Source organism: Actinosynnema sp. NPDC023587, from assembly GCF_040640215.1.
Lineage (GTDB): Bacteria > Actinomycetota > Actinomycetes > Mycobacteriales > Pseudonocardiaceae > Actinosynnema.
This window is the reverse complement of record NZ_JBFABG010000007.1, coordinates 258,567-284,203: the sequence shown is the minus strand read 5'-3', so window position 1 is coordinate 284,203 and position 25,637 is coordinate 258,567. Positions and strand designations below refer to the sequence as shown.

Genomic DNA, 25,637 nt, shown 5'->3' with positions numbered 1-25,637 from the left:
GCCGTGTCGGCCCGGCGGGGGAACGGGGCCGGCGCTAACGGACGGGGGGTTTCCCGCGATTGGGGCAGTGCGGGACACCCCGCGGACATGGAGGCCGCCCGATGCCCAGAACCAACCGACGCAGCACGTTCCACCGGTCGACCGCCCTGGGCGGTGCGGTCGCGCTGGGCGTGGCGCTGGTGCTCGTCCCGACCGGGTCGGCGGTCGCCGCCCCCACCCGCGTGCTCGGCTACGTCGCGAACAACGGCGGCGGCGTCTCCGTGCTGGACACGGCCACCGACGCCGTCACCAGCACGCTGTCCGACTCCAGCGGCAACTCCCCGTACGGCGTGGGCGTCGCGTTCGACGGCTCGCGCGGGTACGTGACCAACGTCCGGAACAACACGTTGACCGTCATCGACACGCCCACCAACACGGTGGACGCGGCGGTGCCGGTCGGCGACGGGCCGGCGGGGGTCGTGGTGTCGCCCAGCGGCGGCCACGTCTACGTCTCGAACTACCGGGCGGGCACGGTGTCCGTGGTGGACGCGGCGACGCTGACCGCGACCGAGACGATCCCGGTGGGCCCGAACGCGGACGGTGTCGCGCTGACCCCGGACGGCTCCCGGCTCTACGTGGCGCACGACGTGGTCGGCGCGGGCACGGTGTCGGTGGTCGACACGGCCACCAACGCCGAGATCGCGGAGATCCCCACCGGCCACACGCCGACCGCCGTCGCGGTGACGCCGGACGGCAAGAAGCTGTTGGTGGTCAACAAGTTCTCCAACAACGTCGCCGTGGTCTCGGTGGCCACGAACGCCGTGCTCGGCACCATCCCGGTCAGCTTCATCCCGCACGGCATCGCGATCTCGCCGGACGGCAACCGGGCGTTCGTCACCAACAGCGAGGGCCACTCCCTGTCCGTGCTGGACATCCCGGCGCTGGCCGCGGTCACCACGATCCCGGTGGGCAACCGGCCGATCGGCGTCGCGCTCACCCCGGACGGCCGCAAGGCCTACGTGACCAACTTCGGCAGCGGCACGGTGTCCGTCGTGGACACCGGGTCGCTGGCCGTGGTGAACACCGTGCCGGTGGGCACCAACCCGGTCGGCGTGGCGGTCCACGCCGTGCCGCCCGCGCCGACCAAGCTGGGGACCGGGTACGCGTCGCTCCAGCTCCGGCGGTCCGGGCTGACGGTGCGCGGCCTCAACGCGACGCTGACCGAGTCGCACACCGGGAAGCCGGTGGTGGGCAGGACGGTCGCGTTCCGGACCATGAAGGGCCACCCGCTGTGCACGGCGGTGACCAACTCGTCGGGCAAGGCCAGGTGCGACGCCGACGTGCCGCTGCTGGTCGGCCTGGCGACGCTGCTGCGGGGCTACACCGCCGCGTACCCCGGTGACGGCGCGCACGGCCCGTCCCGCGCCCACGGCTGGAGCGGCCTGCTCTAGGCGGGCACCGCCGGAGGGGCCACCGCCCCTCCGGCGGGTCACCGGCACGGGTCGAGGTGGTAGAGGTCCAGTCGGCCCCAGGTCGCGTCCGTGCCGCCCGCCTCCGCGCCGCCCGCCCGCCTCCACCGCCGGACGGGTCCTGCGCCGAGGTCCACCGCATCGGCCGGAACCGGCAGGCGGTCTGCCCCGCCCCGGGCACCCGCCGCCGCTTCACCGACCCCGGCCGCCCCCGGGCCAACGGCAGAACCGAACGCCCCGACCGCACCCGGCGACACGGCCACCGCGCCTCCGGCGGGTCACCGGCACGGGTCGAGGTGGTACGGGTCCGGCCGGTAGCCCTCCGGCGGCAGGTCGCCGAAGTTGGACCGGAAGAACTGGTCCCAGTAGCCGTTGGTGATGAACTCCCTGATCCCCTGGGTCATCCGCTCGCACTGCGCCCGGTCCCCCTTGGGCAGCCCGATGCCGTAGCGCTCCTGGGTGCCGAAGGTCAGCGGGACCACCCTGACCCCCGGGTCCTGCCGGGCGAACCCGAGCAGGATGATCTGGTCCGTCGACACCGCGTCGACCTCCTCGCGCAGCAACCGGTCCACGCACTGCCGGGTGCCCACCTCGCTGGTCACCGTGACCTTCGACTTGAGCGGACCGAGGGTGAGCTGGCTGAGCGAGGTGCTGCCGGCCTGCGTGCACAGGTTCTTCCCGACCAGATCGTCCAACGACCGGACGGTGCCCTCCTCGCCCGCGCGGACCAGGAACCCCTGCTGCGAGATCAGGTACGGACCGGCGAAGCCGATCTCCTCGCGCCGCTTGTCGGTGATCGAGAACCCGTGCACGACGAGCTGCACGCGGCCCAGGGTCAGCTCGTCGACGCGGTTGCCGATGAGCACGCTGACCTCGACCGGCGTGAACTTCGGCTCGGTGTTGTTGGCCAGCCAGCGGTAGAGGTCGACGTCGAAGCCCCGGCGTTCCTGGGTGTCGGGGTTGAACAGGGCCAGGCCCGGGATGTCGGTGCCCACCCCGATGGTGACCGGCGGCAGCGGCGAGCTCCCGGAGCTGACCGTCGGACGTGGGCTGGTGGCCGGTCCCTGGCAGGCGGCCACCACGACCACCGCGGCGAGCGCGGCCGTGATGCGGCGGGACATCCTGGTACTCCTCAGTTGTAGAGCACGGCCTCGGTGACGCTCAGGTCGACGGCGCACGCCGGGTCCGGCACGGACAGGACGACCAGCACCCGCGCCTCGCGGGTCGTGCCGTCGAGGTCCAGCCGGACCTCCCGGTCGGACCGCAGCTCCTCGCGGAGCGGGTCCTTGCGGCCGTCGCGCACGAGCGTGACGGTCAGCCGCGCGGAGCCGACGCAGTCGCCGACCGCCTCGTGGTTGACCAGCGACGGGACGAAGTACAGGTACCGGCGTCCAGGGGGCCGGCCGGGCACCGGGAAGGACGCCTGCTCGCCGTCGGTCATCCGCTCGGCGTTCGACATCTCGACGAGATCGGTGACCGGCACGTCCGGTTTCACCACGATGAACCAGAAGAACGCGCCGCCGATCGCACCGACCGCCGCGCCGATTCCGGCGAACGCCCAGCGGGGCAGCGGTTTGCGGGGTGCGTTCTCCGCTTTTCTGCGGATTGTGGAATTTTGCAGGCCGAACACCGCCACGACCAGCGAGGTGGTCCCGACCAGCAGCGACACCGCGTCCGCGATGCCCTGCCCCTTGTTGCCCAGCAACAACAACCAGACCACGAAACCTGACACGCCGAGCAGCAGCGGTACCGCCCACAGCAGTTGAGTCGCCCACCACGGTCGTTTCACGGGCCGCTCCGGATCACTCCGTCGGAAGCGGCCACGATATCGGTTCGGCGCGGGACTTTCAGGTAATTCGCCAGGCCACCACGACGGAGAGCACCAATGCGCCGATCGCGGCGTACACGGCGGTGCCGAACGCGGCGTACTGGAGCAGGAAACCGAAACCGACCGAGGACACCAACCGGGTGAGGGCTTGCCCCGTCTGGACCACCGAGAGCCCGGAAGCCCGCAGGGATTCGGGCACCAGGGGGCTCACCCGCGCGGAGAGTACGCCATCCGTGGCCGAGTAGAAGAGGCCGTGCAGCAGGAGCGCGACGCCGACGCCGACGTAACCGGTGCCGGGTGCGAGCAGCATCACGTACACCGCCAGCAGCAGCACGTGCCCGCCGAGGAACACCTTCCACCGGCCGACCTTGTCCGCGAGCCGCCCGACCGGGCCGGCCGCGATCAGGAACACCAGCGCGGTGCCCAGCGGCATCAGCGGCAGCACCGCCAGCGACACGTCCGTCGCCTTCTGCACCAGGATGAACACGAACGCGTCGGACAGCGTGGCCAGGCCGAGCACGGCCGCCGCGATCGTCACCCGGCGGAAGTCGGTGTCCTTGAGCAGCGCCAGCCCGGCTTTGACCGACGGCTTCGGGCCGGTCTTCGGCGCGGCCCGGTTCTCCCGCACGAACGCGATCAGCACGATCAGCCCGACCACCGCGAAGCAGGCGCTCACCACGAACACCGGGCCGGCCACGATGCCGATGTTGGCCAGCAGCAGGAACGTCACCAGCGGGCCCAGCAGCGCGCCGACCGTGTCCATGCTGCGGTGCACGCCGAACGCCGTGCCGAGCCGCTCCGGGGGCGTGGACAGCGAGATCAGCGCGTCGCGGGGCGCGGTGCGCAGGCCCTTGCCCGCGCGGTCGGCGGCCATGGTCGCGCCGATGCCGAAGGCGTTCGCGCCCACCGCCGGGAAGACGAGCTTGGTGACCGCCGACAGCCCGTAACCGACAGCGGCCACCGCCTTGTGCCGGTGCGTCCGGTCGGAGAGGTGGCCGCCCACCAGTCGGAGCACCGCCGTCGCGCCCGTGTAGAGGCCGTCGAGGATGCCGAACTGCGCATAGCCCATCTGGAGGGTCACCAGCAGGTAGACCGGCATGAACGCGGTGATCATCTCGGCCGAGACGTCCGTGAGCAGGCTCACCGTGCCCAGGGCGACGACGGTGCCGGGGACCTTGCCCTTGACCCGTTCGGACGGGCGGACGGACGCGACGTACATGACTTCGATATCGGTCACCGGCGGTAGCCGTTACGGCAGGTGCGGGGGCGTTCCCGGTCACAGCCCCCGCCGGTAACGGGGACCACCCGGAACCCGATGACGCGGGTATGCCGCAGATCTCTCCGCCCGTGGTCCGGGTGGGTGCCGTCGACGTGTGGTCCGTCAGCGAAGCCGGCGTCGCCGACCACGTCGCGGAGTCCTGGGAGCGCGGCGAGGGCGGCGCGATCGTCACCGCGAACGTGGACATCGTCCGCGCCGCGACCCGGTCGCCGGAACTGGCCGCGCTGATCGCCGAGTCGGAGCTGGTGGTCGCGGACGGGATGCCCGTGGTGTGGGCCGGCCGGCTGGCCGGCGTCGGGGTCCCGGAACGGGTCACCGGCTCGTCGCTGGTGTTCACGCTGTCCGGGGCCGCCGCCCGCGCGGGCCGCTCGGTCTACCTGCTCGGCGGCAACCCCGGCATCCCGGAGAAGGCGGCCGGCGTGCTGGTCGACCGCTTCCCGGGGCTGCGGGTGGCGGGCACCGACTCGCCCGCGTTCGGGTTCGACACCGACCCGGCCGCGACCGCCGAGGTGGTGGCGCGCGTGGTGGCCGCCACACCGGACCTGGTGCTGGTCGGCCTCGGCTTCCCCAAGCAGGAGCGCCTGATCCGGCTGCTCCGCGCGGAACTGCCCGGCACCTGGTTCCTGGGCTGCGGTGCGGGCATCCCGATGGCGGCCGGCGAGTTCCGCCGCGCGTCCGGCGTGGTGCAGAAGGTGGGGGCCGAGTGGCTGCACCGGCTCGCCCTCGAACCCCGCCGGCTGGCCAAGCGCTACCTGCGCGACGACCTGCCGTTCGCGTTCCGCCTGCTGTCCTCCGCGCTCCGCGCCCGCCGTACCCGGGAGAAGTGACCGTGCCGCTCGCCGTGGTCATCGTGACCTACCACAGCGCCGACGTCGTCCAGGAGTGCCTGGAGTCGGTCGCCGTCGCCCTGGAGTCCATTCCGGACGGGCGGGTGGTCGTGGTGGACAACGCCTCGACCGACGACACGCTCGCCGTCGTGGCCCGCACCGCGCCGAACGCGCAGATCGTGGCGCGGACCACCAACGACGGCTTCGCGGCCGGGGTGAACGCGGGGTTCGCCGCCGCGCCGGAGTGCGACGTCCTCGTGCTCAACCCGGACGTCCGCCTCGAACCGGGTGCCCTGGGGCCGCTGCGCGAAGCGCTCGCCCAGCCGGGCGTCGGCATCGCCGCGCCCCGGCTGCTCAACGCGGACGGCAGTCAGCAGCTCTCGTTGCGGCGCGCCCCGAACCCGTTGCGCGCGTTGGGCGAAGCCCTGCTCGGCGGCACCCGCGCCGGTCGGCTCGCGCCGCTGGGCGAACTCGTGGTCGCCGAGCGCGCCTACCGGCGGACCGGCACCGCGGACTGGGTGACCGGTGCCGCGTGGCTGGTCTCCCGCGCGTGCCGGGACGCCATCGGGACGTTGGAGGAGAAGTACTTCCTGTACTCGGAGGAGACCGAGTACATGGTGCGCGCCGGCGAGCGCGGGTTCGCCATCCGCTTCGAGCCGCGCTCCCGGGCGGTGCACCTGGGCGGCGAGCAGTCCACCTCGCCCGTCCTCTGGTCGCTGGCCACCACCAACCGCGTCCGGGTGATCCGGGAGCGCCACGGCCGCCTGGCCGCGTTCGCGATGTGGTGGGCCGTGCTGCTCAACGAACTGCTGCGCGCGCCGCGCGAACCCAAGCACCGCAAGGCGCTCGGCGACCTGCTGCGGTGGCGGCGCTGGCCCGCGCGACCGGGCGAGGACCAGGGCTGGATCTGCTTCTCCGCGCAGGACTGGTGGTACCACAACCGGGCGCACTCGGACTTCCAGCTCATGAGGTCGGTCGCCGAACGCCGCAAGGTGCTGGTGGTCAACAGCATCGGGATGCGGATGCCCACGCCCGGCAACAGCACCCACGTGGCGCGGCGCATCCTGCGCAAGCTCCGCAGCGTGGCCAAGTTCGTGCGCAGGCCGCTGCCCGGCTTCTACGTGATGTCGCCGCTGCCGCTGCCCTTCTACGGTTCGCCCTTCCTGCGCAAGGTCAGCGCCGTCCTGGTGCGCGCGCAGGTCCGGCTGGTCGCCACCGCGCTGGGGATGCGCACACCCGTGATCATGGTCACCATCCCGACCGCCTGGGACGTCGTCGCGCCGATGCGCAAGCGCAGCCTGGTGTTCAACCGCTCGGACCGGCACTCGGACTTCCCGGAGGCCGACCGCGCCTCCATCGAGGCCCTGGAGCACGAGTTGCTCGCGCACGCCGACCACGTGGTCTACGTCAGCCACGCGCTGATGGACGAGGAGCGCCCGCGCACCGGTGACCGGGCCCACTTCCTGGACCACGGCGTGGACCTCGACCACTTCACCGCGCGCCCGGAGGCCGAGTGGCCGGACGACATCCGGTCGATCGACAGCCCGCGGATCGGCTTCTTCGGGGCGCTGGACGACTTCGTGGTCGACTTCGACCTGCTGGAACGGGTGGCCGTCGAGCTGCCCGGGGCGTCGCTGGTGCTCATCGGCGACGCCACCCACCCCATGGAGCGGTTCGACGAGCACCCCAACGTGCACTGGCTGGGCTTCCGCCCCTACGACACGATCCCGGCCTACGGGTCGGCGTTCGACGTGGCGATCATGCCCTGGCAGGACAACAACTGGATCAAGCACTCCAACCCGATCAAGCTCAAGGAGTACCTGGCCCTGGGCCTGCCGGTGGTCAGCACGGACTTCGCCGAGCTCGCCACCTACACCGACCGGGTGCGCGCGACGACCGGGCACGGCGAGTTCGTGGCGGCGGTGCGCCGCACCCTGGCCGAGGGCGGACCGCGCCCGGCCTCGGCGCTGCGCGCGTCGGTGACCCGGTTCTCGTGGCACTCGCGGGCGGCCGAACTGGTCGGGTTGGCCGAGGGGTGACCGAGTAGAACTACCCGTCTTGGCCGACACCGGTCGCCGACGCCTCTAATGTGGGTGTCGTGCAACCACTGCCTCCGAACGCCCCACCGCGGATCGGCGACTTCACGTTGCTCGCCGCCCTGGGCCGCGGGGCGATGGGTTCGGTGTACCTGGCCAGGTCGCTCGGCGGACGCCCGGTCGCGGTCAAGGTCGCCCGTGCCGAGCTCGCCGACAACCCGCAGTTCCGCGAGCGCTTCCGCCGGGAAGTCGAGATGGCCCGGTCCGTCGGCGGGTTCTGGACGGCCACCGTGGTCGGCGCGGACCCGGACGCCGACCACCCGTGGATGGCCACCGAGTACGTGCCCGGACCGACCCTCCAGCAGGCCGTGCAGGACTTCGGGCCGCTGCCCGAGCGGGCCGTGCGGCGGCTCGCCGCCGGGCTGGCCGAGGCGCTGGTCGCGATCCACGGCGCGGGCCTGGTGCACCGCGACCTGAAGCCGTCGAACGTGCTGCTGGCCAACGACGGGCCCCGGGTCATCGACTTCGGCATCGCGCGCGCCCTGGAGCACTCCGCGCTGACCGAGGCCGGGATCGTGTTCGGCACCCCCGGCTACCTCTCGCCGGAGCAGGTCGTCGGGTCGGCGATCACCCCGCAGAGCGACATCTTCGCGCTCGGCTCGGTGCTGGTCTACGCCGCGACCGGGGCCGGACCGTTCGGCGAGGGTGCCACCTCCGCGCTGGTCTACCGGGTCGTGCACCAGGAGCCGGACCTGTCGCGGGTGCCGCCCGGACTGGTGCCGCTGATCGTGCCGTGCCTGGTCCGCGACCCCGGGAACCGGCCGACCCCGGCCCGGCTGCTGGAGCTGATCGGACCGCCGTCCCACGAGCCGTCCTGGCTGCCCGCGCAGGTCCGCACGCTGGTCGAGCAGCGGCACACCGAGCTGCGGGAACTGCCCGCGAAACCGCCGACCCGCGCGCTCGCCGAGGAGCGCAAACCGCCGACCAGGCTGCTCGTGGAGGACCCGCCCGCCGCCCCGCCGCCGGTCGTGCCCTCCGGCGCGGTGCCGGCCGGCGGCGCGATCCGGCCGTACACGCCGCCGCTGAAGAAGAGCGGTGTCCGCTTCCGGACGTCGCGGGTGGTGGGCCTGGGGTGGATGGCGGCGCACGCGTTCGCGGCCCTGGTGTGCGGCTCGGTTGCGGACCGGGCGTCCGGCGCGGCCACCGGCGTGCGGGTCGCCGCCGCCGTCGCGTTCGTGGTCTTCGCGGTCCTGGCGGTCCGGCTGCTGGTCGACGCGCTGCGCCGACCGCTGGAGGTGGACATCGGGCCGGACGGCCTGACCCTGACCAGCGGCGAGGACAAGCGCCGGCTGCCCTGGTACGCGATCTCGCGGATCAAGGTGGACGGCCAGGGCGCGCGGCCGTGGGTGACGGTGTGGCTGGTCGGCGCGGCGCAGGTGCCGGAGACGCTGGGGCGCGGCAGCTTCCAGACCCACAAGGGCGGGGTGCGGGTCTACCCGATCTCGCACGAGCGCTACCGCAAGCGGCGCGAGCGGGACGTGGCCGAGGTGCGGTCCGCGCTGGCCTGGTACGCACCCACCGCCTACGACCCCAAGTAGCGGCCGGCCGGGCGGCGGCGGCTCAGCGGCCGGTGAACGTCGCCCGGCCCGGACCGTCGGCCAGGAACGACCGGACGCCGTTCCGCAGGTCCTCGGTCTCGAACAGGTCGGCGGCGATGGCCGTGACGTGCTCGTTCGCCTCGGCGACCCCGCCGCGCTCGTAGTGCGCCAGCACCTGCTTGGTGGCCGCGTGCGCCACGGTGGGGCCGGCGGCGAGGGTCTCGGCGAACCGCAGCGCGGCGTCGTCGAACCCGGCGTCGGGCAGCACCCGGTTGACCACGTTCCACCGCTCCAGCGTCGCCGCGTCGTAGCGCTCGCCGGTCATCACGAGTTCCTTGGCCCGCCCCACGCCGGCCCGCGCGGCGAGGCGCTGCGTGCCGCCCATGGTCGGGGTGAGCCCGACCACCTTCTCCACCAACCCGAACGTCGCCCGCTCGGCGGCCAGCAGGACGTCGCACGCCACCGCGACCTCGAACGCCCACGTCAGGCACAGCCCGTGCGCGGCGAACACGGTCGGGAACGGCAGCGCGGCCACCCGCTCCGGCAGGTCCAGCATCTGGTCGAACAGCGCCTTGGCCCTGGTCCGGGTCTCCTGCGCGGCGAACAGCCGCACGTCCACCCCGCCGCTGACCACCGCGCCCTCGGCGCGGATCAGCAGCGCCCGCGCGGGCCGGTCCTCCAGGTCGCCGACGGCGTCGTCGAGCAGGTCCTGGAGCTCGGCGGTGTAGAGGTTCAGCGGGGGAGCGTCGACGGTGAGCACGGCCAGACCCGCCGCGTCCCGTTCGACGCGGACCTGTTGCGCTGCCACGGGCGGGGACTTTACACCCGGCCGACCGGCCGAAAACCGGGTGTCCGAACGGCTCGGGCCCGCCCAGAATCGTCGGGTGGCCACCTGGACCGTGCACCCCGTGCCCGTCGACAGCGCCGAGGCGCGCGCCCTCGTCCGCAGCTACCTGGAGGACATCATCGGTCGCTACTACGGCCGTCCGGCGGTCGCCGGCGAGGTCGACCAGGCGCTCGCCGACGACCCGGCCGACGACCTCGTCGCGTTCTTCGTCGGCCGCCTCGACGGCCGGTCGCTGGGCTGCGCCGGGTTCCGGATGGTGGATTCGGAAACAGCCGAGCTGAAACGGGTGTTCGTCCATTCGGACGCACGCGGGCGGGGTGGTGGAGCAGCGCTGTTGACAGCGGTCGAGGAGGCTGCTGTCTCAACTGGCGCTTCGTCCATTCGGCTCGACACCCGCTCTGACCTGGTCGAAGCCCGGAAGTTGTACGAGCGGCACGGTTACTGTGAGGTAGCACCCTTCAGCGACGACCGCTATGCGGAGCACTGGTTTGCCAAGCGGCTATAGCAGCTATCAGGTTTCGACATCCCCCCTGTGACCTCTCCCACTTGACAGTGAATAATGTCCCCAGTTGAGTATGTGGCGAAGTCGGCCGCGGATATGAAATGGGGATCAGTCCAGTGGCTTTCGCCGTTGAGTTGACATTTCGTGATGCGCGGCAGGTGCGTAGATCCATTCATCTGGCCCATCGCGAATACTGGCGCCCGCTCGCCGAACAGGGCGTGCTGGTGGGAACCGGACCGTGGGCAGACGGGTCCGGGGTGTTGTTGATCTGCCAGGTGCCGGACGAGGCCGCGGCGCGCGATCTGGTGCGCGGCGACCCGTACGTGCGGTCGCAGTCGATCGCCGAGGTGCGCATCCGGCAGTGGCACGTGCTGCTGGGTGTGCCCGAGGGGGAGCGGGTGCCGGGCATGGTCCGGCCGCGCGACGGTCAGAGCGCCGACTCCCGGGCTCGTGAGCCGTTGACGCCGCACGAGCACCGGATCGCCCTGATGATGCTGGAGGGCATGACCAACCGGCAGATCGCCGAGCACTTCTCGGTGTCCACCCGGGCGGTCGAACTCCACATCACCCGCATCTACCGCAAGCTCGACATCGGCCGGCGCGCCCAGTTGGCCGCCGCGATGCCGTGGGGTCAGCGCTCGTACCTGTGACGGGAGCTTCCCGGGGGGTCTCGACGGCACCGCCGCCGGGACCCTCGTCCGTCCGCCCGCGGGTCAGGTGAGCAGCTCGGCCCGGGACGTCACGCCCAGCTTGCGCAGCACCCGCGCCACGTGCTGCTCGACGGTCCGGGGCGACAGGAACAGCACGTCGGCGATCTCCCGGTTCGTGCGGCCCCGGGCCAGCAGCCGTGCCACGTCCTGCTCGCGCGGGGACAGCGCGTTGCCGTACCCGCGCCGGCCCCGTCGTGACGGCGTCGCCACACCCGCCCCGCGCACCAGGTGCCGGCACCGCGCCGCGTCCCGGCTCGCGCCCAGCGCGTCGAACCGGTCGCCGACCTCGCCGAGCGCGACCGCCGCCGCCTCGTCGCCGTTCTCCAGCCCGCACAGCGCGATCCGCTCGGACAGCAGCGCCGAGTAGTACGCCAGCCCGAGCGCGTCCGCCGCCCGGCGCGCCTCCCGCAGCAAGGGCACCGCGTCCTCGTCGCGCCCGACGGCCAGCAGCGCCCGGCAGATCTTCAGCGCCACGAGCGCCAGCGGCGCGTCCCGGTCGGCGATGCCGGCCGACAACTCCTCCACGACCTCCGCCGCGTCCCCCACCCGCCCGTTGGCGCGGTAGGCGTCCACGGCGGCGGGTGCGAGCTCGCCCGCCCACGCCCACACCCCCTTGCGCCGCATCAGGTCCAGGCCGTTGTCCGCCTCCGCGCAGGCCCGGGACAGGTCGCCGCGCTCGAACGCCAACCGGGACAGCGCGGCGAACCCGTTCAACGCCACCGGCGTGATCGCGTTCTCCACCGACCGCACGCCGCTGTCGGCCAGGAACCGCTCCGCGGTGTCCCAGTCGCCGCGCGCCAGCGCCAGGCCGCCCAGCACCAGCGAGGCCTCGCTGGCCACCGGCAGCAGTTCGCGGTACTCCTCCAGCAGCCGCGTGGAGCGCGCCGCGAGCGATCCCCAGTCGCCGGAGTACCAGTCCAGGTGGATCAGGGTCGACTGGCCGGTGCTCGCGGTGAACGGCACGCCCGCGCCCACGGTCAGCCGCAGGCCCCGGGTCAGGAAGTCGCGGGCCAGTTCGAAGTGCCCGACCAGCATGGCCGCGTCGGCGACGTTGCAGTGGGCCCGCGCCAGGTGCCGCCGGATCTCCACGTCGGGCGAGGTCGCGGGCAGCCCGTCGAGCTCGCCGACCACGGACGCGTCGCCGATCGACAGCCGGGAGCCGATCTCGTTGGCCAGCAGCGAGTACCGGACCTCCGGGTCCTCGGCCGCCGCGATGTAGTCGTCCACCACGCGCATCCACCGCAGGTGCTCGGCGATCGGCGTGCTGCCGATGAACGGCTGCCCCAGCACGGCCCGCGCCCGCATCGCCAGGCTCGGCCGGTCGGTCAGCTCCTCCACCGCCTGTTCGAGCTGGACCCGCGCCTGGAGGGTGCTCTCGAACTGCCTGATCAGCAGGAAGCCCAGGTTCATCCGCACCTCGCCGCGCGCGGCCCGGGACAGCCGCCGGTCGTCGAGCAGCCACTCCAGCGTGGTGCGCGGGTCGTGCTGGTCGACGCCGCCGCGCGCGACCTGGCCCAGCTTCACCGCCAGCCGGTCCACGTCGGCCGGGGTCAGGGTGGCCTCGTCCAGCAGCCGCTGGTAGAGCCGGGTCGCGGTGGACGCGTCGCCGACCTCCAGCGCCCGGTCGGCGGCGGCCTCGCCGTGCCGCAGCCAGTCGGGCAGCCGCCCGGCCCGGAGGCTGTGCTCGGCGAGCTGCATGAACGGCCGGGGCACCGCGCCCTCCAGCGCCGCCAGCGCCCGCAGGTGCAGCCGCTGCCGTTCCGGGCCGGTCATCGTGTCGTACACGGCCTGCTGCGCCAGCGAGTGCCGGTACCCGTACCGGGCGTCCTCGGCCTCGTGCAGCACACCGCTGTGCAGGGCGTGCGTCAGCGCCGCCCGCGCCCGGTCCGGCTCCACCGCGCCGACCTCGGCGAGCAGCGCCTCGCTCGCGGGCACCCCGAGCACGGCGGCGGCGTGCGCGATCCGCCGCCCGGTCGTGGGCAGCCGGTCCAGCCGCTCGGCCATGGCGTCGCGCAGCAGCGCGGGCACCTCGACCTCGTCCAGCAGCCGCCAGTCCGGGTCGCGCAGCGACCTCAGCATCTCCTCCACCACGAACGGGATGCCGGCCGTCCGCTCGTGCAGCCGCGCGGCGAACTCCACCGGCACGCCCTCCACGTCCAGGATCGCGGCGGTCAGGTCCCGCACCTGCGCGACGTCGAGCGGGCTCAACTCCACGACGACCCCGGTCACGCCGGCCGGCGGGCGGTAGGCGCTGCCCAGCGGCATCCCGCCGGGCGCGTCCTCGCGCCGGTAGGTCACCAGGACGGTCAGGTTCGCCGGCGGGTCGGCCATCAGGAACCGCAGCAGGTGCCGGCACCCGTCGTCGGCCCAGTGCAGGTCCTCCACGACCAGCAGCACCGGCCCCAGCGCGGCGATCACCTCGCGCACCGCGCGGAACAGGTGGTGCCGCTCCTGGCGGGGGTCCTCGGGGCGCGGCGGCTGGTCGGGCAGCCGGTCGGCGATCTCGGGCAGCAGCGGGCGCAGCACACCGGTCACCGGGCTCAGCGGCACCCGGCCGAGCACCCCGCCGACGGTGCGCAGCGCGTCCAGCACCGCCCCGTACGGGAACGGCTCGCGCAGCGGCTGGCAGAAGCCGGTCAGCACGCGCAGCGGGGCCACCTCCGGCCGGTGCAGCAGCTCGCGGACCAACCGGCTCTTCCCGACACCCGCCTCACCCTCGACGAGCGCGACGGAGGGCTGCGCGGCGACCGCTCCGAGCAGCGCGGCCAGCTCGGCCACCCGCCCGACCAGGACGGGGGAACTGGTGCGCGGTGGCGTCATGCGGAGACTCCCGGTCATCGGCCGACCCGGTGGTGGGACCCGGATCGTTCACGGACAGCACCCCCGCGTTCGCACAGCTCCGCCGCCGGGCGGCGGACTGCCCCGTTCGGCGCGACGGGGTGCCGGAGGGCACTGCGGAATGCCTTCCGCGGCCACCTCGCGTCGCGCGCGGTACGGCTCCTCCCGGCGTTGGTGCGCGGATCGTGGGTCAGGTCACAACATTAGGCGATGAGGGCCGGTTAGCCGAATGCCTCTACTCCTCGGTAACCCGTGGTCCGGCATCTTTCGCGGCAAGTCCGCCGTCGGCCCGACCGCCGTGCCGCGCCTGACGGGCCTGCCCGCTCGGGTCGGACACCACTGCCCGCGCCACGGTGTGCCGGAACGCCGCCGATACCGCCGCCGGTGTGCCGGAACGACCACAGTGGACGGTCGAGGCGCTGTTCGGGGCCGCCGCGAACGGCGAAGAGCCCGCTGCCACGCCCTCGGGGGACGGGGCAGCGGGCCCACCTGCTCCGGGAGGCTACTTCGAGCCGTCGCCGAGTCCGGCGCGGCGCAGCGCCTCGGCCATCGCACCGTTGGCCGGCTGGTGTTCCTGTCGCTGCGGTCGCTGCTGCTGACGGGGTCGTCCGCCGCCACCGCCACCGGCACCACCACCGCCGGTACCGCCACCACCGCCGCGCTGCTGGCGGCCTTCCTGCGGTGCCTTGCGGCCCGGCTCGTCCTGCAACCGCAGCGTCAGGCCGATCCGCTTGCGCGGGATGTCGACCTCCAGCACCTTCACCCGCACCACGTCACCGGACTTCACGACGTCGCGCGGGTCCTTGACGTAGGTGTCCGACAGCGCGGAGATGTGCACCAGGCCGTCCTGGTGCACGCCGATGTCGACGAACGCGCCGAACGCGGCCACGTTCGTCACCACGCCCTCCAGCACCATGCCCGGCCGGAGGTCGCCCAGCTTCTCCACGCCGTCGGCGAACGTCGCGGTCTTGAACGCCGGCCGGGGGTCCCGACCCGGCTTCTCCAGCTCGCGCAGGATGTCCGTGACGGTCGGCAGACCGAACTTCTCGTCGACGAAATCGGCTGGCCGCAACGACTTCAGCACCGCCGTGTTACCGATCAGCTCGGTCGCGGCGTGCTGCTGGATGCGGCGCACCACCGGGTACGCCTCGGGGTGCACGGACGACGCGTCCAGCGGGTCGTCGCCGTTGGGGATGCGCAGGAAGCCCGCGCACTGCTCGAACGCCTTGGGACCCAGGCGCGCCACGTCCTTGAGCGCCCTGCGCGACCGGAACGGGCCGTGGGAGTCCCGGTGGTGCACGATGTTCTCCGCGAGACCGGCGGTGATCCCGGAAACGCGGGTCAGCAGCGGCGCGGACGCGGTGTTGAGGTCGACGCCGACCGCGTTCACGCAGTCCTCGACCACGGCGTCGAGCGAGCGGGAGAGCTTCGCCTCGGACAGGTCGTGCTGGTACTGGCCGACGCCGATGGACTTCGGGTCGATCTTGACCAGCTCGGCCAGCGGGTCCTGGAGGCGGCGGGCGATGCTGACCGCACCGCGCAGCGTCACGTCCAGGCCGGGCAGCTCGGCCGAGGCGAACGCCGACGCGGAGTACACCGACGCGCCCGCCTCGGACACCACCACCTTCGTGAGGTCGAGGTCGGGGTGCCGCTTGAGCAGGTCGCCGGCGAGCTTGTCGGTCTCCCGCGACGCGGTGCCGTTGCCGATCGCGATCAGCTCGACGTCGTGCGCGGTCGCGAGCGCGGCGAGCTTGGCGATCGACTCGTCCCACCGGTTCGCGGGCACGTGCGGGAAGATCGTGTCGGTGGCGACGACCTTGCCGGTCGCGTCCACCACGGCCACCTTCACGCCGGTGCGGAAACCGGGGTCCAGGCCCATCGTGGCGCGGGTGCCGGCGGGCGCGGCCAGCAGCAGGTCGCGCAGGTTGGACGCGAACACCCGGACCGCCTCGTCCTCGGCGAACTGGCGCAGCCGGGAGCGCAGGTCGATGCCCAGGTGGACGAGGATGCGGGTGCGCCAGGCCCAGCGCACGGTGTCGGACAGCCACCGGTCGGCCGGGCGGCCCCGGTCGTCGACGCCGAACCGGGACGCGATGCGCGCCTCGTAGCCGGTGGGCTGCTCGTCGTCGCCGTCCTCGAACTGGAGGTCGAGGACCTCTTCCTTCTCCCCGCGGAACAGCGCGAGGATGCGGTGCGAGGGGAGTTTCGTGAACGGCTCGGAGAAGTCGAAGTAGTCGGCGAACTTGGCCCCGTCCTCCTCCTTGCCCTCGCGGACCTTGGCGGCGACCCGCCCCTGGCCCCACATGCGCTCGCGCAGGTCGCCGATCAGGTCGCCGTCCTCGCCGAACCGCTCGACCAGGATCGAGCGGGCACCCTGGAGCGCGGCGGCCACGTCCGCGACCTCCTCGGTCAGGTAGGCCCGCGCGGCCTCCTGCGGGTCGGTCGTCGGATCGCCCAGCAAGCCGTCGGCGAGGGGTTCGAGCCCCTGCTCGCGCGCGATCTGCGCCTTGGTGCGGCGCTTCGGCTTGTGGGGCAGGTAGAGGTCTTCGAGGCGCGCCTTGGAGTCGGCGGCCAGGATCGAGGCTTCCAGCGCGTCGTCCAGCTTGCCCTGCGACCGGATCGACTCCAGCACCGCGGCCCGGCGCTCCTCCAGCTCGCGCAGGTAGCCAAGCCGCTCTTCCAGTGTGCGGAGCTGGGTGTCGTCCAGCGCGCCGGTCGCCTCCTTGCGGTAACGGGCGATGAACGGCACGGTGGAGCCCCCGTCGAGCAGCTCGACGGCGGCCCCGACCTGCCCGGCGCGCACGCCCAGCTCGTCGGCGATCCTCTGGTGGATGGCTGTGGTCACCCGGGCATTGTGCCCGCACGCACCCGGCGCGAGGGGTCAGGGGCGGAAACGCGCGGGTCAGGCGGCGTGCCGGCCGCCGCCGCCGGACCCACCCCGATCCGCGACCGCCGCGCACCGGCCGATCGGAGCCGCTCGTCCACAGTGGACTGCTCGCGTGCGGTCGACGCGCATCGCGCCCGGCCTGGCCGGGTGCGCGGGCTTGGCGCTGCCGCACCCGCCCGGCCGTCAGCGGGCGGTGGCGGCGGTCAGCTCGTCGAAGCCCGCGCCGATGCCGTCCGCGAGGACCTGGGCGTCCGGGACGCCGTCGAAGTCCGCCGTCACGCCGAACGTGATCCGGTCCCGGTAGGAGAAGATCCCGATGCTGGTCCGGACCGTGCCGGCGATCGGCACGTACGGGTGGATCGCGACCAGCTCGCGGCCCAGCAGGTAGAGCGGGACGCGCGGGCCGGGGACGTTCGTGGTCACCGTCTGGAGGAGCTGTTGCGGGAACCGGAAGGCGGTCCGGGAGCCGAGCGCCAGCAGGGACGGGGCGGCGAAGTCGCCCAGGCTGGTCAGGACGTCCGCGCCGGTGGCCTGGCGGCTGCGCTTCAGGTCGTCCATCTGGGCCCGCAGCGTCGCCAGGCGGCGGAGCGGGTCCGGGTCGGCCACCGGGAGGTTGACCAGGACCGCGCCGACCCGGTTGGTCAGCCGGCCCCGCTCCGCCGGCGAGCGCACCGAGACCGGGACCATCGTGCGGACCACCCGACCGGCCACCAGCTCGTCGCGGCTGTCGAGGAGGTCGCGGAAACCCCTGGTCACGGCCGCCAGGATGACGTCGTTGACGGTGCCGCCGGTGACCTTGCGGATCTTCTTCACCTCCGGCAGGCCCGCATCGGCCCACAGCCACCGCCGGTGCGGGCCGATGCGGCCGTTCAACGACCTCGGCGTGCCGACCGCGAGCCGGCGGGCGGTGTCGGGGAGGCTGCCCAGCACCGCCCGGCCGACGTCCCCGAGCTCCGCGCCGCTGCGCAGGCGTCGGGCCAGCGCCGGGATCGCCGCCAGGCGCTCGACCGGCGTGCGCACGGCGTCGCGAACCCCGTCCACCACCAGGTCCAGGGTCGACGGGGCCGGGGCCGGCGACCAGGGTTCGGGGGCGGGCAGGACGGTGTCGGCCCGCCGGTCCAGCAGCACCCGCATCAGGTCCGTGCCCGCGATGCCGTCGACCACGCAGTGGTGGACCTTGGAGATGATCGCCCAGCGGCCGGCTGCCAGGCCCTCCACCAGCCAGACCTCCCAGAGGGGTTTGGCCAGGTCCAGACCTTGCGCGAACAGGCGACCGGCCAGGTTGCGGAGCTGGTCGTCGGTGCCCGGCGACGGGACCGCGGTGTGCCGGACGTGGTAGAGGATCTGGAAGTGCTCGTCGTCCACCCACACCGGGCGGCCCAGGTGCAGCGGCAGCGCCCGCACCCGCTGGCGGTAGCGGGGGACTTCGCCGAGCTTCGCCACGAACCGGCGCACCACGTCCCCGTACGACGGCACGGGGCCCTCGAAGACCAGGACCGAGCCGACGTGCATCGGGGCGTTCTCGTCCTCCACGAAGTAGAAGCCGGCGTCGATCGCGCTCATGCGGTCCATCCGACGACGGTAGTTGTGCGCCTTCGCGGACGTCGAGGCGTGTCCGGGACTGGTGCGACCGGTCCCGGGGAAACATCATGGGTGGGGAGGAGCGCTCGACGACGAGCCGGGGAGGGGTCATGTCGGCACCACCGGACGTCCCATCGGCGGACCACGTGGACCCGGTGCCCGGTGCGGCCCCGGGCCTGCTCTGGTACCTGACCGAGCCGACCCGCGCGGTCGTGGACATCGGGCAGTTCGCGGCGGCGCGGTCCCTGCTGCGCGCGGCACCCAGCGGTGACGGGCACACCGTGCTCGTGCTGCCCGGTCTCGGCGGCGGGGACGGGACCACCGCGATGCTGCGCAAGTTCCTGCACGGCCTCGGGTACGACGTGCGCGGGTGGGGGCTGGGGCGCAACATCGGGCCGTCGGTCGCGGTCGTGCACGGGATGCGGGCGCTGCTGCGCGACCTGGCCGGGGCCGGGCCGGTCAGCCTGGTCGGCTGGAGCCTGGGCGGCATCTTCGCCCGGGAACTCGCGCGTGAGCACCCCTACCTGGTCCGCCAGGTCGTCACGCTGGGCAGCCCCTACGCGATGACGGACCTGCGGCAGACCCGGGTGAACCCGGTGTACCGGCTGCTGGCCCGGTTCTACGTGGCCGGCGCGGACCTGCCGCCGCCCGAGCACACCCGGCCGCCGATGCCGGTCCCGGCCACCTCGGTGTACTCGAAGTCCGACGGCATCGTGGCGTGGCGGACGTGCGTCTCGGAGCCCGGTCCGCGCCGGGAGAACGTGGCGGTCGCGTCCAGCCACCTCGGCTACGGCTACAACTCGACGGTGTGGTGGGTCGTCGCCGACCGGCTCGCGCAGCCCGCCGGCGAGTGGTCGCCGTTCACCCCGCCGCCGGGCATGGCCCGGATGTTCCCCACCGGTTGATCCGGGGTTCCGAAGCCACTCGCGGCACGTGGTCCGGTACGCACCTTGTGCGCGCCGCGCCGTCACCTCCAGGGTGGCGCGTGGCCGTCGGCTCGACCGGCGGGCCACGTCCCCCGACGGAAGGTGGAGCACGATGCTGTTCCCCGCACGGCTGTCCCCCGCCCGCCGAGCGGTCGCGGCCCTGGTCGCGGCCGGCGCGCTGGCGGTCGTCACGGCGACCCCGGCGTCGGCCGCCACCGATGCCGAGCTGGCGGCGCGCTGGGCACCGATCCACCACCAGGACACCGATTCCTCCGACTACGACGCGGACTACCTGTCCACTGTGGACTTCGACGGCGACTGGGACACCCGGAACAACTGGGAGGCCCAGGACGACGCCCCGGCCCGGCTGACCGGCGCGGCCTACTACTCGGTGGTGGAGACCTCGACCCACTGGTTCATCACCTACAGCTTCTACCACCCGCGCGACTGGGAGGACTTCCCCGACCCGTTCGGCCTGTTCACGCACGAGAACGACATGGAGGGACTGCTGGCGGCGGTCCGCAAGGACGGCACCTCCTTCGGCCGGCTCGACGCCGTGATCACGGTGGCGCACCGGGACTTCCACTCCTACGTGCCCGCCGGCGGCACGTTCACCGGCGGCCGGCAGGGCGTCGACGGCACCCTGCTGGTCCAGGACCAGCGCCCCACCACGCGCCAGGAGGCCAAGGGGCACGGGCTCTACGCGTGGGACGGCGCGGAGTTCCCGGGCGGTGACGGCGTGGTCTACGTGCCGGGTCCGACCGGCGAGGTCCCGTCGGGCGGCAACGACCGGTCGGTGGCCTACCGCCTGGTCGACGCGTTCGCACCGGGCGGCCTGTGGGCCCGCCGGTCGGACCCGGCGACGTTCGCGGGCTGGGGCACGTTGCGCGGCGACAACGGGAAGGACGACGCCGCCAACACCGCGTGGGGCTGGGACGACGACGACGACGGTGCCGACCTCCCGCGCGGCCTGCCCGCCATGGACCCGGCCTACCTGGTGTCGGTGTACTTCGCGAACCGGGGCGACTTCAGCCTGACCTACACCCGCAACGCCTACCGCTAGCGCCGGTCCACCGGAATCCGCCCGTCGGGTCCGGTGTCCGGGTCCGGGGGAACCCGGATGCCGCCTTGACGCGGTCGGCGGTCCGTGCGGGCCGGCGGGGCCGGCGCACCACGTGGGACGGCGTCACACCAATCGGTGGTCACGGGCGGAACACCACCTCGTCCGCGACCATCTCGATCTACGCTCCCGCCATGGCCACTCAGACGCCGCCGTTACTCGCCCGCGTGGTGACGGAGGTCTTCGCGCCGTGGGTCCTGGTGTCGTTCCTGCCGGTGCTGGTGGCGTGGCACGCGACGCGCAGCGTCGTGCCGACCGTGGTGTGGGGGCTGGTGGTCGCGGTGACCGGGTCGGTGATCCCGATGCTCGTCGTGGTCCGGGGCGCGCGGCGCGGCCGGTGGCGCAGCCACCACGTGACCGACCGGGAAGGCCGCCGGGTCCCGCTGCTCACCTGCGTGCTGTCGCTGGGCGCGGGCATCGCGGCGCTGGTGCTGGGCGACGCGCCGGACCGGATGGTCGCGCTCGCGCTGGCGATGTTCCTGAGCCTGGTGGTCAGCATCGCGATCACGTTCGCCGCGCCGGTGCCCGGCGGGCGGGGCTGGAAGATCTCCGTGCACACCTCGGCCGCGTCCGGCGCGCTGGCGGTGACGGTGGTGACCTTCGGGCTGTGGACGCTGGTGTTCGCGCCGGCCGTGGCGCTGGTCGGGTGGTCGCGGGTGGCGTTGCGGGACCACACGGTGGGACAGGTGGTCGGCGGTGCCGTCCTGGGGTTCGTGGTGGGCGGTCTGTCGTTCTGGTGGCTGGCGTGAGGGTGCTCACGGCCCGCGCCACCCGGGTCCGCCTTACCCTCCGGTGATATGACGCTTCGACTGGACACGGCCGGACCGGTGGCCACCCTGACCATCGACCGGCCCGCCAAGCGCAACGCCCTGAGCTACGCCATGTGGTCGGCGCTGCCGGGGTTGCTGGCCCGGGTCCAGGCCGCCGACGACGTGCGGGTGCTGGTGGTCCGGGGCGGCGAGCACTTCTCGGCGGGCGCGGACATCGGCGAGTTCTCGACCCTGCGCAGCGGCGCGGACGGCGCGGCCCGCTACCACGAGGCGGTGCACGGCGGGGAGCGCGCGATCGCCACGCTCGGCAAGCCGACCATCGCCGCGATCACCGGGTTCTGCATCGGCGGCGGGTGCGAGGTCGCGCTGGCGTGCGACCTGCGGATCGCGTCGGACGGTGCCCGGTTCGGCATCACGCCCGCGAACCTCGGCATCGTCTACGACCTGAGGTCCACCAAACGGCTGGTCGACGTCGTCGGACCCGCCTGGGCCAAGCAGATCCTGTTCAGCGGGGAGATCATCGACGCGGCGACGGCGCTGCGGATCGGGCTGGTCAACGAGGTGCACGCCGACGTGGACACCCGGGTGAAGGAGCTGTCGGAGGTGATCGCGTCACGGGCGCAGGTGAGCGTGCGCGGGGCGAAGTCGATCGTGGAGCGGATCACCGACGGGCAGCACGAGGACGACGACGCGGTGCGGGCGCTCTACGACGAGGCCGTGCACAGCCCCGAGTACGCGGAAGGCGTCGCGGCGTTCCTGGAGAAGCGCTCGCCGCGCTTCTGACGGTGCGGCCGGCTGCCGTCGTTCCGGGGGTCGGCGCGGGGTCGCTCCCGCGCCGGGGACTCGCCGAGCGCGTACGTGCGGCGCTCCGGGCACCCGAACCGGAACCCGACCCCTCCCCGGGCCGGGCGCGGTGCAGTGCGGGCACTGCGCCGGCCCCCGTCCGTGTGGCGTGGTCGCTGTTCTCCCGGTGGTTCCGGCGTCGGGTCGACGAAAAATCGCCGAATCGGGCGATGGATGTGTGTCCGGCTTCCGCCGGGGAAACCTCGGTGCGAGGGGCCGCCGGCCTACCCGTAGTTGAGAGCAGGTCGCACCGGGTTTCACCGGCACGGTGACCGCCGTGACGCCGGAAGCAGAGAACGGGTGGACCCGCCTGCCGCCGGCGGCCCCCTTCACGCTCAGCCCCCGAGCACCGCGCGCAAGCGGGGCTCGAACGCCACCGGGTCCTCCGCGAACCCGATGTGGCCACCGGGGAACGGGGTCGGCCCGGTGCCCAGCGCGGCGGCGAGCGCGCGGGACGTGCGCTCGCACAACTGGCCGGTCGAGTCCTCGCCGAGCCCGACCAGGACCCTGGTCGGGGAGCCGCGCAGGGCGTCCAGGTCGGGCAGCCAGCGCGTGGTGGGCCGCAGCATCCGGTTGTGCTGGTACTCGTCGTCGGCGACGTCCTGGGCGGGGCGCTCACCGCCCAGCATCTGCTCGACCACCTCGTCGGGCAGGACGATGTCCGCCACCTCCAAGAACTTGCGGAACGCGGCCACCGGGTCACCCGTCCGGTGGATGGCGATGATCTCGTCGGTCTTCACGCGCAGCTCCGCGCGGTCCTCCAGCAGCTCGTTCAGCGGCGGTTCGTGGGCGATCGCGGTGCGCACCACCTCCGGGTGGGCCTGCACCAGCGCCAGCGCGCTCACCGCGCCACCGCTGGAGCCGAGCACGGCGGCCGGCCCCGCGTCGACGTGCCGGATCAGCCGGTGCAGGTCGTCGGCGCGCAGCTCCGGGGTGGAGTCGCGCTCCCGGTCGTCCACCCGGCTGCGGTTGATGCCGCGCGGGTCGGTGGTGAGCACGGTGTGGTCGGTGGCCAGCAGGTCGGCCAGCGGCTCGAACGCCCGCGCGTCCATCGGCGCGCCGACCAGCACCACCAGCGGGCCGTGGCCGCGCAGCTCGTAGTGCAGGTCCGCGTCGTCGACCCGGAGCGAGCCTGTGGTGGTCGTCATGGGGGTCCTCCCGGTGTCGGTTCTCGTCCGTTCGGAGGTAGGTGACTCTCCCCGAGGTGCAGAATCGTCGCTCGTGAGCGAAGTTCTTCCCCCATCGGCGGAGCTGGACCGGGCGCGCGCGGGCGACGACGACGCGTTCACCCGGCTGGTGGAACCGCTGCGTCGTGAGCTGCACGCGCACTGCTACCGGATGCTGGGCTCGGCGCACGACGCCGACGACGCCCTCCAGGACGCCCTGCTGCGGGCGTGGCGGGGGCTGGCCCGGTTCGAGGGGCGCGGCTCGCTGCGGTCCTGGCTGTACAGCGTGGCGACCCGGACGTGCCTGGACGTCGTGGAGCACCGGGGCCGGCGGGCGCTGCCGGTGGACCTCGGGCCGTCCAGCGACCGGGTCGTGGTCGGGGACGCGGCGCTGACCGGCGTGGCGTGGCTCGGGCCGTACCCGGACACCGGGCTGGACGGGCCGGGCGCGCGGTACGAGCAGCGCGAGGCGGTGGAACTCGCCTTCGTCGCCGCGTTGCAGCACCTGCCCGGCAACCAGCGGGCCGCGCTGGTGCTGTTCGAGGTGCTGGGGTTCCCGGTCGCGGAGATCGCCGGGATCATGGGCACGTCCACCACGTCGGTGAACTCGGCGCTGGCGCGGGCGCGGCGGATCGTCGCGGAGAAGGTGCCGCCGGCCACCCAGCAGCGGACCTTGCGGATGATGGACGACGTGCGGCTGCGGGAGGTCGTCGAGGGTTTCGCGACGGCGTTGGCACGCGGCGACGCGGACGCCCTGGTCGCGCTGCTCACCGAGGACGTGACCTGGTCCATGCCGCCGCTGCCGGCCTGGTACGCGGGCCGGTCGGCGGTGATGGGCTTCGTGACCGCCGTGCCGTTCCGGTGCGGGTCGTGGCGGCACCTGACGACCGTCGCGAACGCGCAGCCGGCGGTGGCGTGCTACCTGGCGGGTGACGGGACGGGCCCGTACGCGGCCTGGTCGGTGAACGTCCTGACCCTGCACGACGGGCTGATCGCCGGGGTCACGTCGTTCCAGGGCGCGGAGCACTTCCGGCGGTTCGGGCTGCCGGACTCCCTGCCCCCGGACGGATGAGTCCCGACCGGTCAGCCGGACGCGCGGGAGGGGCGGATCGCTCCGCCCCTCCGCGAGCTCTCGCGCGTCAGGCCTGCTGCTCGGCCACCTGCTTGCGCACTTCCTCCATGTCGACCTTGCGCGCCTGCTCGATCAGGTCCTCCAGGGCCGACTCGGGCAGCGCGCCGGGCTGGGCGTAGAGCACGACGCCGTCCCGCACGATCATCAGCGTGGGGATCGAGCGGATCTCGAAGGCCGCCGCGAGCTGCTGCTGGTCCTCGGTGTCGACCTTGCCGAAGACGATGTCGGGGTGCTTCTCGGCGGTCTTCTCGTAGGTCGGCGCGAACTGCCGGCAGGGTCCGCACCACGCCGCCCAGAAGTCGACCAGGACCATGTCGGATCCGCCGACCACCTCGTCGAAGTTCTCCGTGGTCAGCTCCACCGTGGTCATGGGTTCTCCTCGCTCTGCATGGGCGTTGCCGCCCTCGGTTACCCGGTCCAACGAAGGCGACACGCCGTGAATTCCATCCAACCACGCGGTGCGGGGGTCGTCGCGGAGTCGCGGGCGCGGCGGCGCGGACGTTCCCGGGAGTTACCTGGTGGAATGCCGTGAACCGGTCGGGTACCTCGTCTTCGCCCGCTACGGACCACCGACGCGCGCCGTGGTCGCGGTGGTCGACCTCGACCGCAGTCGGCGCGGTGACGCCGGAATAGTGGCGTGCGCCACCGCGTTGCCAGGAGTCGATCACCCGACGAGCGGAGACGACCGCATGACGTTCACCCTGCCCGACCCGTCGACGGAGTTCGGCGCGCGAGTCGCCCGCGAGCTGCGCGAGGACATGATCGCCTGGGTCACCTCCGTGGACCGCGCGGGCACGCCGCAGCCCGCGCCGGTGTGGTTCCTGTGGGAAAACGACACCGCGCTGTTCTACAGCCGGCCCGACGCCAAGCGGTTGGACCGCCTCAAGGCCAACCCGCGCACCTCCCTGAACCTCAACGACGAGGGGCTGGGCAAGGAGGTCCTGGTGCTGACCGGCACGCTCACCCGCGAGGACGGCATCGCGCCCGCGCACCTGCACGAGGCGTTCACCGCGAAGTACGGCGAGCTCGCCGCCGACGCGTTCGGCTCGCACGAGAAGTTCTCCGAGCTCTACAGCGTGCCGCTGGTCTTCCACCCGGAACGCGTGCGCGGTCACTGAGCACCGCCGTCGCGACCCGCGAGGGACACGTCCCGCGCGATCGTCGGACGCCGGCAACCGGATGTCCGAAATTCCCTTGCGCGGTATCCGGCCTTCGGTCGTGTAGCGGGCGTCACGGGTGACGGCCGGGAGCGGCTGGACCGACGCGTCACGTTTTCGACCACAGCGGCCCGTGCCGCAT

General features: G+C 73.3%; 21 protein-coding genes. 12 read left to right on the top strand and 9 right to left on the bottom strand.

The window, feature by feature from the left end:
* The first annotated feature begins 101 nt into the window (after window positions 1-101).
* The gene (locus AB0G01_RS20995) at window positions 102-1,430 is read left to right on the top strand and encodes a YncE family protein (RefSeq protein WP_360947894.1); all 1,329 of its coding nucleotides are present in this window, start codon (window positions 102-104) and stop codon (window positions 1,428-1,430) included.
* Between the two features lie 296 nt (window positions 1,431-1,726).
* Here the strand turns inward: AB0G01_RS20995 and AB0G01_RS20990 are convergent, their stop codons facing one another.
* From AB0G01_RS20990 to AB0G01_RS20980, 3 genes are read right to left on the bottom strand one after another with little or no spacing between them, the layout of a single operon-like run.
* Window positions 1,727-2,569, bottom strand: coding sequence for a transporter substrate-binding domain-containing protein (locus AB0G01_RS20990; protein ID WP_360947892.1), 843 nt, complete (start codon window positions 2,567-2,569; stop codon window positions 1,727-1,729).
* 11 nt (window positions 2,570-2,580) lie between these two features.
* Window positions 2,581-3,237 (bottom strand): hypothetical protein, encoded by a 657-nt coding sequence (locus tag AB0G01_RS20985; RefSeq protein WP_360947890.1) that lies wholly within the window; start codon window positions 3,235-3,237, stop codon window positions 2,581-2,583.
* A gap of 58 nt (window positions 3,238-3,295) precedes the next feature.
* Complete coding sequence (locus AB0G01_RS20980) at window positions 3,296-4,513, bottom strand: MFS transporter (protein WP_360947888.1); 1,218 nt, start codon at window positions 4,511-4,513, stop codon at window positions 3,296-3,298.
* 89 nt (window positions 4,514-4,602) lie between these two features.
* On the opposite strand from AB0G01_RS20980, the gene AB0G01_RS20975 reads away from it, so the two are divergent.
* Genes AB0G01_RS20975 through AB0G01_RS20965 form a run of 3 tightly spaced genes read left to right on the top strand, consistent with a single transcriptional unit; the run spans window position 4,603 to window position 9,016 of the window.
* Window positions 4,603-5,382, top strand: coding sequence for a WecB/TagA/CpsF family glycosyltransferase (locus AB0G01_RS20975; RefSeq protein ID WP_360947886.1), 780 nt, complete (start codon window positions 4,603-4,605; stop codon window positions 5,380-5,382).
* Window positions 5,379-7,421, top strand: coding sequence for a glycosyltransferase (locus tag AB0G01_RS20970; RefSeq protein ID WP_360947884.1), 2,043 nt, complete (start codon window positions 5,379-5,381; stop codon window positions 7,419-7,421). The genes AB0G01_RS20975 and AB0G01_RS20970 overlap by 4 nt, the downstream gene beginning before the upstream one ends.
* Before the next feature lie 59 nt (window positions 7,422-7,480).
* Window positions 7,481-9,016 carry a serine/threonine-protein kinase gene (locus AB0G01_RS20965; RefSeq protein ID WP_360947882.1) on the top strand — a complete coding sequence of 512 codons (1,536 nt, stop codon included), beginning with the start codon at window positions 7,481-7,483 and terminating at the stop codon, window positions 9,014-9,016.
* A 22-nt stretch (window positions 9,017-9,038) separates the two neighbouring features.
* Here the strand turns inward: AB0G01_RS20965 and AB0G01_RS20960 are convergent, their stop codons facing one another.
* Window positions 9,039-9,824, bottom strand: coding sequence for an enoyl-CoA hydratase/isomerase family protein (locus tag AB0G01_RS20960; RefSeq protein ID WP_360947880.1), 786 nt, complete (start codon window positions 9,822-9,824; stop codon window positions 9,039-9,041).
* A 76-nt stretch (window positions 9,825-9,900) separates the two neighbouring features.
* Here AB0G01_RS20960 and AB0G01_RS20955 point away from each other — a divergent pair, with 76 nt between their 5' ends.
* The gene (locus AB0G01_RS20955; protein ID WP_360947878.1) at window positions 9,901-10,368 is read left to right on the top strand and encodes a GNAT family N-acetyltransferase; all 468 of its coding nucleotides are present in this window, start codon (window positions 9,901-9,903) and stop codon (window positions 10,366-10,368) included.
* A gap of 98 nt (window positions 10,369-10,466) precedes the next feature.
* A complete protein-coding gene (locus AB0G01_RS20950; RefSeq protein WP_041312653.1) occupies window positions 10,467-11,015 on the top strand; it encodes a LuxR C-terminal-related transcriptional regulator in 549 nt (182 codons plus the stop codon).
* A 63-nt stretch (window positions 11,016-11,078) separates the two neighbouring features.
* Here AB0G01_RS20950 and AB0G01_RS20945 read toward each other — a convergent pair whose 3' ends face one another.
* From AB0G01_RS20945 to AB0G01_RS20935, 3 genes are all read right to left on the bottom strand, one after another.
* Window positions 11,079-13,895, bottom strand: a complete 2,817-nt coding sequence (locus AB0G01_RS20945; protein WP_360947876.1) for an AAA family ATPase — start codon at window positions 13,893-13,895, stop codon at window positions 11,079-11,081.
* A 520-nt stretch (window positions 13,896-14,415) separates the two neighbouring features.
* Window positions 14,416-16,758, bottom strand: a complete 2,343-nt coding sequence (locus tag AB0G01_RS20940; protein WP_360947874.1) for a Tex family protein — start codon at window positions 16,756-16,758, stop codon at window positions 14,416-14,418.
* 225 nt (window positions 16,759-16,983) lie between these two features.
* Window positions 16,984-18,372 (bottom strand): wax ester/triacylglycerol synthase family O-acyltransferase, encoded by a 1,389-nt coding sequence (locus tag AB0G01_RS20935; RefSeq protein ID WP_360947872.1) that lies wholly within the window; start codon window positions 18,370-18,372, stop codon window positions 16,984-16,986.
* A gap of 119 nt (window positions 18,373-18,491) precedes the next feature.
* Here AB0G01_RS20935 and AB0G01_RS20930 point away from each other — a divergent pair, with 119 nt between their 5' ends.
* The 4 genes from AB0G01_RS20930 (at window position 18,492) to AB0G01_RS20915 (ending at window position 21,980) form a co-directional block, all read left to right on the top strand.
* Window positions 18,492-19,286: an alpha/beta hydrolase gene (locus AB0G01_RS20930; protein WP_360947870.1), complete on the top strand. Its 795-nt coding sequence runs from the start codon at window positions 18,492-18,494 to the stop codon at window positions 19,284-19,286.
* Between the two features lie 133 nt (window positions 19,287-19,419).
* Entirely contained in the window at window positions 19,420-20,370 is a 951-nt protein-coding gene (locus AB0G01_RS20925) for a hypothetical protein (protein WP_360947868.1), read from the top strand.
* Window positions 20,371-20,561: 191 nt separating this feature from the next.
* Window positions 20,562-21,176, top strand: coding sequence for a hypothetical protein (locus tag AB0G01_RS20920; RefSeq protein WP_360947866.1), 615 nt, complete (start codon window positions 20,562-20,564; stop codon window positions 21,174-21,176).
* Between the two features lie 48 nt (window positions 21,177-21,224).
* Window positions 21,225-21,980: an enoyl-CoA hydratase-related protein gene (locus AB0G01_RS20915; protein WP_360947864.1), complete on the top strand. Its 756-nt coding sequence runs from the start codon at window positions 21,225-21,227 to the stop codon at window positions 21,978-21,980.
* A 395-nt stretch (window positions 21,981-22,375) separates the two neighbouring features.
* On the opposite strand, the gene AB0G01_RS20910 is transcribed toward AB0G01_RS20915, so the two are convergent.
* On the bottom strand, window positions 22,376-23,188 hold the full coding sequence (locus AB0G01_RS20910) for an alpha/beta hydrolase (protein ID WP_360947862.1): 813 nt from the start codon (window positions 23,186-23,188) through the stop codon (window positions 22,376-22,378).
* A gap of 73 nt (window positions 23,189-23,261) precedes the next feature.
* On the opposite strand from AB0G01_RS20910, the gene AB0G01_RS20905 reads away from it, so the two are divergent.
* Complete coding sequence (locus AB0G01_RS20905) at window positions 23,262-24,278, top strand: sigma-70 family RNA polymerase sigma factor (protein WP_360947860.1); 1,017 nt, start codon at window positions 23,262-23,264, stop codon at window positions 24,276-24,278.
* Window positions 24,279-24,345: 67 nt separating this feature from the next.
* Here AB0G01_RS20905 and trxA read toward each other — a convergent pair whose 3' ends face one another.
* Window positions 24,346-24,708, bottom strand: a complete 363-nt coding sequence (trxA, locus tag AB0G01_RS20900) for a thioredoxin (RefSeq protein WP_360947858.1) — start codon at window positions 24,706-24,708, stop codon at window positions 24,346-24,348.
* Between the two features lie 148 nt (window positions 24,709-24,856).
* Here trxA and AB0G01_RS20895 point away from each other — a divergent pair, with 148 nt between their 5' ends.
* On the top strand, window positions 24,857-25,456 hold the full coding sequence (locus tag AB0G01_RS20895; protein WP_360947856.1) for a TIGR03667 family PPOX class F420-dependent oxidoreductase: 600 nt from the start codon (window positions 24,857-24,859) through the stop codon (window positions 25,454-25,456).
* Window positions 25,457-25,637: the final 181 nt, after the last annotated feature.

What these genes read in the sequence shown, in the direction of transcription:
- AB0G01_RS20995 (WP_360947894.1), top strand. Translation starts at nt 102, where the DNA reads ATGCCCAGAACCAACCGACGCAGCACGTTCCACCGGTCGACCGCCCTG.
- AB0G01_RS20990 (WP_360947892.1), bottom strand. Translation starts at nt 2,569, where the DNA reads ATGTCCCGCCGCATCACGGCCGCGCTCGCCGCGGTGGTCGTGGTGGCC.
- AB0G01_RS20975 (WP_360947886.1), top strand. Translation starts at nt 4,603, where the DNA reads ATGCCGCAGATCTCTCCGCCCGTGGTCCGGGTGGGTGCCGTCGACGTG.
- AB0G01_RS20950 (WP_041312653.1), top strand. Translation starts at nt 10,467, where the DNA reads ATGGGGATCAGTCCAGTGGCTTTCGCCGTTGAGTTGACATTTCGTGAT.
- AB0G01_RS20945 (WP_360947876.1), bottom strand. Translation starts at nt 13,895, where the DNA reads ATGACGCCACCGCGCACCAGTTCCCCCGTCCTGGTCGGGCGGGTGGCC.
- AB0G01_RS20935 (WP_360947872.1), bottom strand. Translation starts at nt 18,372, where the DNA reads ATGGACCGCATGAGCGCGATCGACGCCGGCTTCTACTTCGTGGAGGAC.
- AB0G01_RS20930 (WP_360947870.1), top strand. Translation starts at nt 18,492, where the DNA reads ATGTCGGCACCACCGGACGTCCCATCGGCGGACCACGTGGACCCGGTG.
- AB0G01_RS20925 (WP_360947868.1), top strand. Translation starts at nt 19,420, where the DNA reads ATGCTGTTCCCCGCACGGCTGTCCCCCGCCCGCCGAGCGGTCGCGGCC.
- AB0G01_RS20920 (WP_360947866.1), top strand. Translation starts at nt 20,562, where the DNA reads ATGGCCACTCAGACGCCGCCGTTACTCGCCCGCGTGGTGACGGAGGTC.
- AB0G01_RS20915 (WP_360947864.1), top strand. Translation starts at nt 21,225, where the DNA reads ATGACGCTTCGACTGGACACGGCCGGACCGGTGGCCACCCTGACCATC.
- AB0G01_RS20910 (WP_360947862.1), bottom strand. Translation starts at nt 23,188, where the DNA reads ATGACGACCACCACAGGCTCGCTCCGGGTCGACGACGCGGACCTGCAC.
- trxA (WP_360947858.1), bottom strand. Translation starts at nt 24,708, where the DNA reads ATGACCACGGTGGAGCTGACCACGGAGAACTTCGACGAGGTGGTCGGC.